At 72.4% G+C, this 8,005-nt stretch carries 8 protein-coding genes; 5 read left to right on the top strand and 3 right to left on the bottom strand.

All coding sequences use genetic code 11. The features are described from left to right. Positions 1 to 340 precede the first annotated feature (340 nt). A complete protein-coding gene (locus tag ABZW32_RS32425; RefSeq protein WP_356222922.1) occupies positions 341 to 985 on the bottom strand; it encodes a DUF6758 family protein in 645 nt (214 codons plus the stop codon). Between the two features lie 83 nt (positions 986 to 1,068). Beyond that, the gene (locus ABZW32_RS32420; RefSeq protein ID WP_266842093.1) at positions 1,069 to 1,653 is read right to left on the bottom strand and encodes a suppressor of fused domain protein; all 585 of its coding nucleotides are present in this window, start codon (positions 1,651 to 1,653) and stop codon (positions 1,069 to 1,071) included. A gap of 374 nt (positions 1,654 to 2,027) precedes the next feature. Here ABZW32_RS32420 and ABZW32_RS32415 point away from each other — a divergent pair, with 374 nt between their 5' ends. Together ABZW32_RS32415 and ABZW32_RS32410 are read left to right on the top strand one after the other, a co-directional pair. After that, a complete protein-coding gene (locus ABZW32_RS32415) occupies positions 2,028 to 3,152 on the top strand; it encodes a magnesium and cobalt transport protein CorA (protein WP_356222919.1) in 1,125 nt (374 codons plus the stop codon). A 32-nt stretch (positions 3,153 to 3,184) separates the two neighbouring features. Then, positions 3,185 to 3,697 (top strand): hypothetical protein, encoded by a 513-nt coding sequence (locus ABZW32_RS32410; protein WP_356222916.1) that lies wholly within the window; start codon positions 3,185 to 3,187, stop codon positions 3,695 to 3,697. 24 nt (positions 3,698 to 3,721) lie between these two features. Here the strand turns inward: ABZW32_RS32410 and ABZW32_RS32405 are convergent, their stop codons facing one another. Beyond that, positions 3,722 to 4,612, bottom strand: coding sequence for a hypothetical protein (locus tag ABZW32_RS32405; RefSeq protein WP_356222913.1), 891 nt, complete (start codon positions 4,610 to 4,612; stop codon positions 3,722 to 3,724). 167 nt (positions 4,613 to 4,779) lie between these two features. Between ABZW32_RS32405 and ABZW32_RS32400 the strand changes: the two genes are divergently transcribed. The 3 genes from ABZW32_RS32400 to ABZW32_RS32390 all read left to right on the top strand — a co-directional run bounded on the left by ABZW32_RS32400 (position 4,780) and on the right by ABZW32_RS32390 (position 7,936). Then, a complete protein-coding gene (locus ABZW32_RS32400; protein WP_356222910.1) occupies positions 4,780 to 6,051 on the top strand; it encodes a CBS domain-containing protein in 1,272 nt (423 codons plus the stop codon). 97 nt (positions 6,052 to 6,148) lie between these two features. Continuing rightward, on the top strand, positions 6,149 to 6,724 hold the full coding sequence (locus tag ABZW32_RS32395) for a DUF1003 domain-containing protein (protein WP_356222925.1): 576 nt from the start codon (positions 6,149 to 6,151) through the stop codon (positions 6,722 to 6,724). A gap of 42 nt (positions 6,725 to 6,766) precedes the next feature. Beyond that, entirely contained in the window at positions 6,767 to 7,936 is a 1,170-nt protein-coding gene (locus tag ABZW32_RS32390) for an Mrp/NBP35 family ATP-binding protein (RefSeq protein WP_356222907.1), read from the top strand. Positions 7,937 to 8,005: the final 69 nt, after the last annotated feature.

Below are 8,005 nucleotides of genomic sequence, written 5' to 3'. Positions count from 1 at the left end.
CTGTGCCTCGATGGGGTCGCCGAGGCGGGTGCCGGTGCCGTGGGGCGGGGCTGGATTTCCGCCCGGCGGGGCAACTCCAGCCCCGCCGGCGTTTGAGGCGCGGGCGCGGAGCGCCGTGTAGTGAGCCGCGCCGGCGCCTGAGACGGGAACGGTGGAAGGGCGGGTAGGGGACCAGCCCCGCGCAGCGGCAACCCACCCGCACCCGACGGCCGGGCACCGGCCACGGGCAGCGGCCCCGCCCGGCAGGCCGACGGACGGAGTCCGGCGCAGCGCCGCGAAGCCCGGGAAGCGCGCCAGCGCTGAGCGGTGCGAGCGGCGCGTCGAGAAGGGGAGCGGCGCGTCAAGAAGGAGCAATGATGCGCGGCGTCAGCGCCCCGCACGGGAGGAGTTCGACCTCCGAGCCCGCGTCGCGGAGGTCGGTGAGGACGAGTTCGTCGTACATGAGGAGTCCCGACTGCTCCGGCCAGACGATGGCCCACAGCCACAGCCCCCGCGCCTCGCCCGCGAACACCGCCCGGTCGTCCGGCGCCCCGCTGACGTGCCACAGCGGCGTCGGCCGCCCCGCGGCGACGACCTTGGCGTGCGGCGGGGCGGAGACCTTCATGTACGGGCCCGGGTCGGGGGCGTCGATGCCCGCGAAGCGGGAGCCCAGACCCACGCCCAGTTCCTCCGCGATCAGCAGCAGCTCACCGATGCCGCCCAGCGGCCCCGGCCCGGAGCAGGCCACGGCGGTGGCCCGGCCCCCGCTGCGGTCGTCACCGGCGGTCGCGACCCCGGTGAACAGCCACCCCACGGGCAGTGGCCACGGCATCCAGACGGGCACCTGAGCGCGGTTCACCACCACGCCGAGGCCCTCGACGCTCGGTGGGATGACAGGCTGTAGCGGATGGACTGCGCCGTGCACCGCGCACTGCCAGGAGTCGGCGAAAAGACCGGGCGCTCGGACCCGGCCACCGCACTTCGGGCAACTCGGTTCGCCCCTCATAAGAAGCACGCTCCTCCCCGCCCGGCGCGCCGTCAAGGCACGATCACCCGTCCGGATGTCATCCGTACCCGCGGGAGCGCCGGTCAGTCCAGTGCGACGGCCGTACGCAGAGGGTCCCGCAGATCGGTGCCGCGCGCGAGCCAGCGCTCCTGGAGGGCCGCCGCACCGTGCACCCGCTTCCAGGCGGCCTCGTTCGCCGTCATCGGGAGGAGGGGGAGGAAGCGGACGGGATCCATGGGTTCGTCCAGTTCGAGGTCCTCGACGAGTCCGCCCGGCTCGGCGACGAGGACCGAGCTGAACGCGGCCCCCTCCCACAGGGGTTCGCCCACGTCCAGGGAGGCGCCGGGGGCCACGATCAGCCCCTCCACCATCGGGGAGGCGGCCAGGACCGCGAGCGGGCGCAGGAGTTTGTCGGTCGGGGCCAGGCCCGCCCGTACGGTGAGCACCAGCTCGGCGCGCGGGCCGCGCACCGGGTCGGCGACCACGGCGGTCGGGTCGGTCATCGGGTGTGCGGACATCCCGAGGGTCGCGTACCGGACGAGGTCGCCCTCGGCGAAGCGGAGTACCTCGATGCGGTCGGTGCCCAGGAAGGTGACGGCGGCGCGGGCGTCGGGTTCGCCGAACGCGTTGCGCAGCCGGGCCTCGACGAGGGCCAGAATTTCTGCCATGGAGCGAGCATAGAACTCCTATCCCCCGGGTAAAGGGCGGGGTTTGACCACCCGTCGGCTGATAGTGTTGACAGCTGGTCGGGGCCGCACGCAGAAGCGATGTTTCGGTGCTCCGGCGACAGGACGTCCCTCACGGGGGACCGGCCGGAGGAGGTGGGGCTGCGATGGATCGAAGTCGATCGTGCAGTACCGATCGCTCTTCCGCTTCTGTGCCGGGCGCGTCCCGCCCCCTTTGATCTTCTGATCAGCAGAAGAGCGACGGCAGAACTTCTGTCCTCCGTCCTGTTTCCCTCCGTCCGCCCGGGTCTGCCCGCCCGTGTCCGGAGGGCCTCCCACCCGTACGGTCCGCAGCCGTGCGCGCGAAGGAGCCTGCCATGTCGATGCTGCCCTACCTCCGTGCCGCCGTCCGTCCGGCCCTGCGCCGGTCCACTCCCGTGCAGCCCGGCTACGACGCCACCCGCGACCCCTCCGCCAGCAGTGCGGTGGTCGACTGCGCCGTGTACCGCGACGGCCGGCGCGACCCCCTGGAGCCGGGCCGCGGCTGTCTGACGCCGCGTGAGGCGATGCGCCGGGTCCGCGAGGGCGGTGGTTTCGCCTGGATCGGACTGCACGAGCCCACCGAGGCGGAGTTCGCGGGGATCGCCGCCACCTTCGGCCTGCACCCGCTGGCCGTGGAGGACGCGGTGCACGCGCACCAGCGGCCGAAGCTGGAGCGCTACGACGACACGCTCTTCACCGTCTTCAAGACGATCCACTACGTCGAGCACGCCGAACTCACGGCCACCAGCGAGGTGGTGGAGACCGGCGAGGTGATGTGCTTCACCGGCCCCGACTTCGTCATCACCGTCCGGCACGGCGGCCAGGGGTCGCTGCGCGGCCTGCGCCACCGCCTCCAGGACGACCCGGAGCTGCTCTCGCGGGGCCCCTCGGCCGTGCTGCACTCGATCGCCGACCACGTGGTCGACGGCTACATCGCGGTGGCAGCGGCGGTCCAGGACGACATCGACGAGGTGGAGAGCGCGGTCTTCGCCGCCCCCGCCAAGGGCGTCAGCCGGGGCGGCGACGCGGGCCGGATCTACCAGCTCAAGCGCGAGGTGCTGGAGTTCAAGCGGGCGGTCTCCCCGCTGCTGCGGCCGATGGAGCTGCTGAGCGAGCGGCCCATGCGGCTGGTGGACCCGGACATCCAGAAGTACTTCCGCGACGTGGCCGACCACCTCGCGCGCGTCCACGAGCAGGTCATCGGCTTCGACGAGCTGCTGAACTCGATCCTCCAGGCGAACCTGGCCCAGGCCTCCGTCGCCCAGAACGAGGACATGCGCAAGATCACCTCGTGGGCGGCGATCATCGCCGTGCCGACGATGATCTGCGGGGTGTACGGGATGAACTTCGAGCACATGCCGGAGCTGCACTGGCGCTACGGCTACCCGATGGTGATGGTCGCGATCGTCGGCAGCTGCTTCGCCATCCACCGGACACTCCGCCGCAACGGCTGGCTGTAGACGCCCAGGGCGGACCCCCTAACCTGTTGCGCATGACTCTCAGCGCACTCGACCTGGCCCTCGTCGAGGAGGCCTCCAAGAAGTCCGGCCTGATCTGGGTCCGCGGCGCGGGCGCCGACCGGGCCCTGTGGCACGCCTGGGTGGACGGCGCGGCGCACGTGCTCGGTGACGGCCCCGGCGAGCAGCCCTTCCCCGGTCTCACCGACGGCGCCGCCGCCGAGGTGACGGTGCGCAGCAAGGACAAGGGCGGCCGGCTCGTCGCCTGGACGGCCGCCGTACGGGAGCTCGTACCCGGCAGCGCGCCGTGGGAGGCCGCCGTCTCCGAGCTGAAGGGCAAGCGGCTGAACGCGCCCGACTCGGAGCGGATGACCGAGCGCTGGGCACGCGAGTGCCGGCTGCTGCGCCTGGAGCCCGTGGCGGTCGCCGACGGGCTGCCCGACGGGTCGCAGGCCGCGGCTCCGCTGCCCTCCCCGGCGATCACGCGCAGGCCCGTCCCGGCGGGGCTGCCGAAGCTGCTGCTGAAGCGGAAGAAGGCCAAGCGCTGACGCGGTCCCGGTGAGGGAGCGGGCTCAGCCGGAGCCCGGGTCGGAACCCTGGCCCGAGCCCTGGCTCTTCGTCGGGGACGGGCCGCCGGTGCCGCTCCCGGTTCCCGAGCCGGACCCCGAGCCGGACCCCGATCCGGTGCCCTTGCCCGTACCGGTACCCGTACCGGTTCCCGTGTCCTTGCCGTCCTTGGTCGTCGGCAGCTGCGAGCCGTAGTCCACGGTCTGGTCCTGCGTGGGCGCCTCCAGCGGGAAGGGCTTGCCCCATTCGGAGAGCTCCACCCGGCCCGCGCCGCCCGCGCGTTCCATCAGCAGCGGGTACGGGGTCCCCTCCAGGGACACCGTCAGCTTGCCGCTCTTGCCCGCGTCCGCCGAGATCGGCACCGCGCGGGTCTGCCCGACCGTGGTGTAGGCGCCCTTGGTGAGCTTGCCCTGCAGGCCGAGCAGCCCGTCCAGCAGTACGTGCATGTCGGTGAAACCGCGGAACTGCTTGTACGAGGGGTCGTTCTCGGGCACCTTGACGTACTTGTCGCCGAGCTTGCCCGCCGAGTCCGACTTGCCCCAGAAGGCCGCACCGGCCTTCAGGTAGAGCTGCTCGCCGACCCGCAGCAGCTGGAAGGTGTCGTTCTGGGACTTCACCTCGCCGGAGCCGCCGTCGCCCTTCAGCCGCATGTCGAGAGTGAAGGTTTTGCCCCCGGTGACCAGGCTCCCGGAGAGGTGCACCGAGCTCGCGGCGGTGGCGGCCGCCTTCGACTGGCCCTCGATCTTGTCCGCGCCGAGCTTGCCGATCCCGTTCGTACCCTTGTCGGGGTCCTCCGCCTTGCCGCCGCAGCCCGTCGCGGTGACGGCGAGACCCACGCACAGGGCACCGGCGAAGGCGGCCCGGCGCAGCCGTGCGGCGGGGGTGTAGGGGGTCACGGGCAGGTGCCTCTCGTCGGGGTCTGCGGGCAGCAGGCAGCGTACCCGCCGCCGGGGGCACCCCCGCGGGACCCCCGGGCGGACGGCCCCACCAGGACGCCTTCCCGCGGCACGGGCTAGCCTGAGGCACGGCAGGACCGGTGATGGACGCTCTAGGAGGCGCTCGGATGGCTGCAGGCGCCCCGCGGATCTTCGTCTCGCATCTGTCGGGTGTGCCCGTCTTCGATCCCAACGGCGACCAGGTGGGCCGCGTCCGCGACCTCGTCGCGATGCTGCGCGTCGGCGGCCGGCCGCCCCGGCTGCTGGGTCTGGTGGTCGAGGTCGTCAGCCGTCGCCGGATCTTCCTGCCCATGACCCGGGTGACGGGCGTGGAGTCCGGACAGGTCATCACCACCGGCGTGATCAACATGCGGCGCTTCGAACAGCGCCCGACCGAGCGGCTGGTCCTCGGCGAGCTGCTGGACCGCCGGGTGACCCTCGTGGCCACCGGCGAGGAGGCCACCGTCCTGGACGTGGCCATCCAGCAGCTCCCGGCCCGCCGCGACTGGGAGATCGACCGGATCTTCGTGCGCAAGGGCAAGGGGGGCGCGCTGCGCCGCCGCGGCGAGGCCCTCACCGTCGAGTGGTCGGCGGTGACCGGCTTCTCGCTGGAGGAGCACGGGCAGGGTGCCGAGAACCTGGTCGCCACCTTCGAGCAGATGCGCCCCGCCGACCTGGCGAACGTCCTGCACCACCTGACGCCGAAGCGGCGCGCCGAGGTGGCCAACGCCCTCGACGACGACCGCCTCGCCGACGTCCTGGAGGAGCTCCCCGAGGACGACCAGGTGGAGATCCTCGGCAAGCTGAAGGAGGAGCGCGCCGCCGACGTCCTGGAGGCGATGGACCCGGACGACGCCGCCGACCTGCTCTCCGAGCTGCCGGAGGAGGAGAAGGAGCGGTTGCTGACCCTGATGCAGCCCGACGACGCGGCCGACGTGCGGCGCCTGCTGTCGTACGAGGAGAACACCGCGGGCGGCCTGATGACGACCGAGCCGATCGTGCTGCGCCCGGACGCCACGGTCGCCGACGCGCTGGCCCGCGTACGCAAGTCGGACCTGTCGCCCGCGCTGGCGGCGCAGGTGTACGTGTGCCGTCCGCCGGACGAGACGCCGACGGGCAAGTACCTGGGGACGGTGCACTTCCAGCGGCTGCTGCGGGACCCTCCGTTCACCCTGGTCAGCTCGATCGTGGACACCGACCTGCCGCCGCTGCGGCCGGACGCCTCGCTGCCCGCCGTGACGAGCTACCTGGCCGCCTACAACATGGTCGCGGCGCCCGTCGTGGACGAGAGCGGCTCGCTGCTGGGCGCCGTCACGGTCGACGACGTACTGGACCACCTGCTGCCGGACGACTGGCGGGAGACGGACTTCCACTCCGGGGAGGCCGTGCGTGGCCACTGAGCGAGGGCGCGGGGACTCCGCGCGCGAACGGCGCCGGGAGCGGCGCGAGCATGCCCGGGAAGGGCTCTCGGAGCGGCTGGAGGAGGCGGCGGAGCGGCTGCGCAACGAGCGGCCGGAACGTTCCTCCGAGCGGGCGAAGGCCAGCGTCGCCCTGGGCGCGAGCGCGCTGGCGCGTTCGCGCGTACGGCTGGACCAGCCGCGCCCGGCGCGCCGCAGGCTGCTGCCCGAGTACGACCCGGAGGCCTTCGGGCGGCTGTCGGAGCGGGTCGCGCGGTTCCTCGGCACGGGCCGGTTCATCGTCTACATGACGCTGGTCATCATCGTGTGGGTGCTGTGGAACATCTTCGCGCCCGTCCACCTGCGCTTCGACGAGTACCCGTTCATCTTCCTGACGCTGATGCTGTCCCTCCAGGCCTCCTACGCCGCCCCGCTGATCCTGCTCGCGCAGAACCGGCAGGACGACCGGGACCGGGTCACCCACGAGCAGGACCGCAAGCAGAACGAGCGCTCCATCGCGGACACCGAGTACCTGACCCGCGAGATCGCGGCCCTGCGCATGGGCCTGGGCGAGGTCGCCACCCGCGACTGGATCAGGTCCGAGTTCCAGGACCTGATCAAGGAGATGGACGAGCGGCGCCTGTTCCCGACCGAAAGTGACGAAGCCGACCGCTGACGGCCTTTCCTGAGCCGTGCTACCGAGCCGTACCATCGGGGCATGGCTACCGACACAAGCTCCGCCGCCGACGCCGCCGCGCCCGAGCAGGACGCGATCCTGGACGCGCTGTCGACGGTGAACGACCCCGAGATCCACCGCCCCATCACCGAGCTCGGCATGGTGAAATCGGTGGAGATCGGCGAGGGCGGCGCCGTCGCCGTCACGGTCTACCTGACGGTGTCCGGCTGCCCCATGCGCGAGACGATCACCAAGAACGTCACCGAGGCCGTCGAGAAGGTCGCGGGCGTCACCTCGGTCGCCGTCACCCTCGACGTGATGAGCGACGAGCAGCGCAAGGACCTGGCGGCCACGCTGCGCGGCGGCACCGCCGAGCGCGAGGTCCCCTTCGCCAAGCCCGGCTCGCTGACCCGTGTCTACGCGGTCGCGTCCGGCAAGGGCGGCGTCGGCAAGTCCTCCGTCACCGTCAACCTCGCCGCGGCGATGGCCGCCGACGGCCTGAAGGTCGGCGTGGTCGACGCGGACATCTACGGCCACAGCGTGCCGCGCATGCTCGGCGTCGAGGGCCGTCCCACCCAGGTCGAGAACATGATCATGCCGCCGTCCGCGAACGGCGTGAAGGTCATCTCGATCGGCATGTTCACCCCGGGCAACGCCCCGGTCGTGTGGCGCGGGCCGATGCTGCACCGCGCGCTCCAGCAGTTCCTCGCCGACGTCTTCTGGGGCGACCTGGACGTCCTGCTGCTCGACCTGCCGCCGGGCACCGGCGACATCGCGATCTCCGTGGCCCAGCTGGTGCCGAACGCCGAGATCCTCGTCGTGACCACCCCGCAGCAGGCGGCGGCCGAGGTCGCGGAGCGGGCTGGCTCGATCGCCGTGCAGACCCACCAGAAGATCGTCGGTGTCGTCGAGAACATGTCGGGCCTGCCCTGCCCGCACTGCGACGAGATGGTCGACGTCTTCGGCTCCGGCGGTGGCCAGAAGGTCGCCGACGGGCTCACCAAGACGGTCGGCGCGTCCGTGCCGGTCCTGGGCTCCATCCCGATCGACGTACGGCTGCGCGAGGGCGGCGACGACGGCAAGCCGGTCGTCCTCTCGGACCCGGACTCCCCGGCCGGTGCCGCGCTGCGCGCGATCGCGGGCAAGCTGGGCGGCCGCGCCCGCGGCCTGTCGGGCATGTCGCTGGGGATCACCCCGCGCAACAAGTTCTGACGCGGGGCTCCGGTACGGAGCCCGGCACGGAAGGGCACCGCCGGCGGCGGTGCCCTTTCCCGTATCCGT

Origin of the sequence: Streptomyces sp. NPDC004667 (assembly GCF_040609475.1) — a bacterium.
GTDB lineage: Bacteria > Actinomycetota > Actinomycetes > Streptomycetales > Streptomycetaceae > Streptomyces.
Note: the sequence above shows the minus strand (reverse complement) of the source record. Positions and strands in the feature narration are given on the sequence as shown.

Excerpts from the sequence above, each read along its gene's own strand:
- ABZW32_RS32425 (WP_356222922.1), bottom strand. The coding sequence starts at position 985 with ATGAGGGGCGAACCGAGTTGCCCGAAGTGCGGTGGCCGGGTCCGAGCG.
- ABZW32_RS32420 (WP_266842093.1), bottom strand. The coding sequence starts at position 1,653 with ATGGCAGAAATTCTGGCCCTCGTCGAGGCCCGGCTGCGCAACGCGTTC.
- ABZW32_RS32390 (WP_356222907.1), top strand. The coding sequence starts at position 6,767 with ATGGCTACCGACACAAGCTCCGCCGCCGACGCCGCCGCGCCCGAGCAG.
- ABZW32_RS32410 (WP_356222916.1), top strand. The coding sequence starts at position 3,185 with ATGACTCTCAGCGCACTCGACCTGGCCCTCGTCGAGGAGGCCTCCAAG.
- ABZW32_RS32415 (WP_356222919.1), top strand. The coding sequence starts at position 2,028 with ATGTCGATGCTGCCCTACCTCCGTGCCGCCGTCCGTCCGGCCCTGCGC.
- ABZW32_RS32400 (WP_356222910.1), top strand. The coding sequence starts at position 4,780 with ATGGCTGCAGGCGCCCCGCGGATCTTCGTCTCGCATCTGTCGGGTGTG.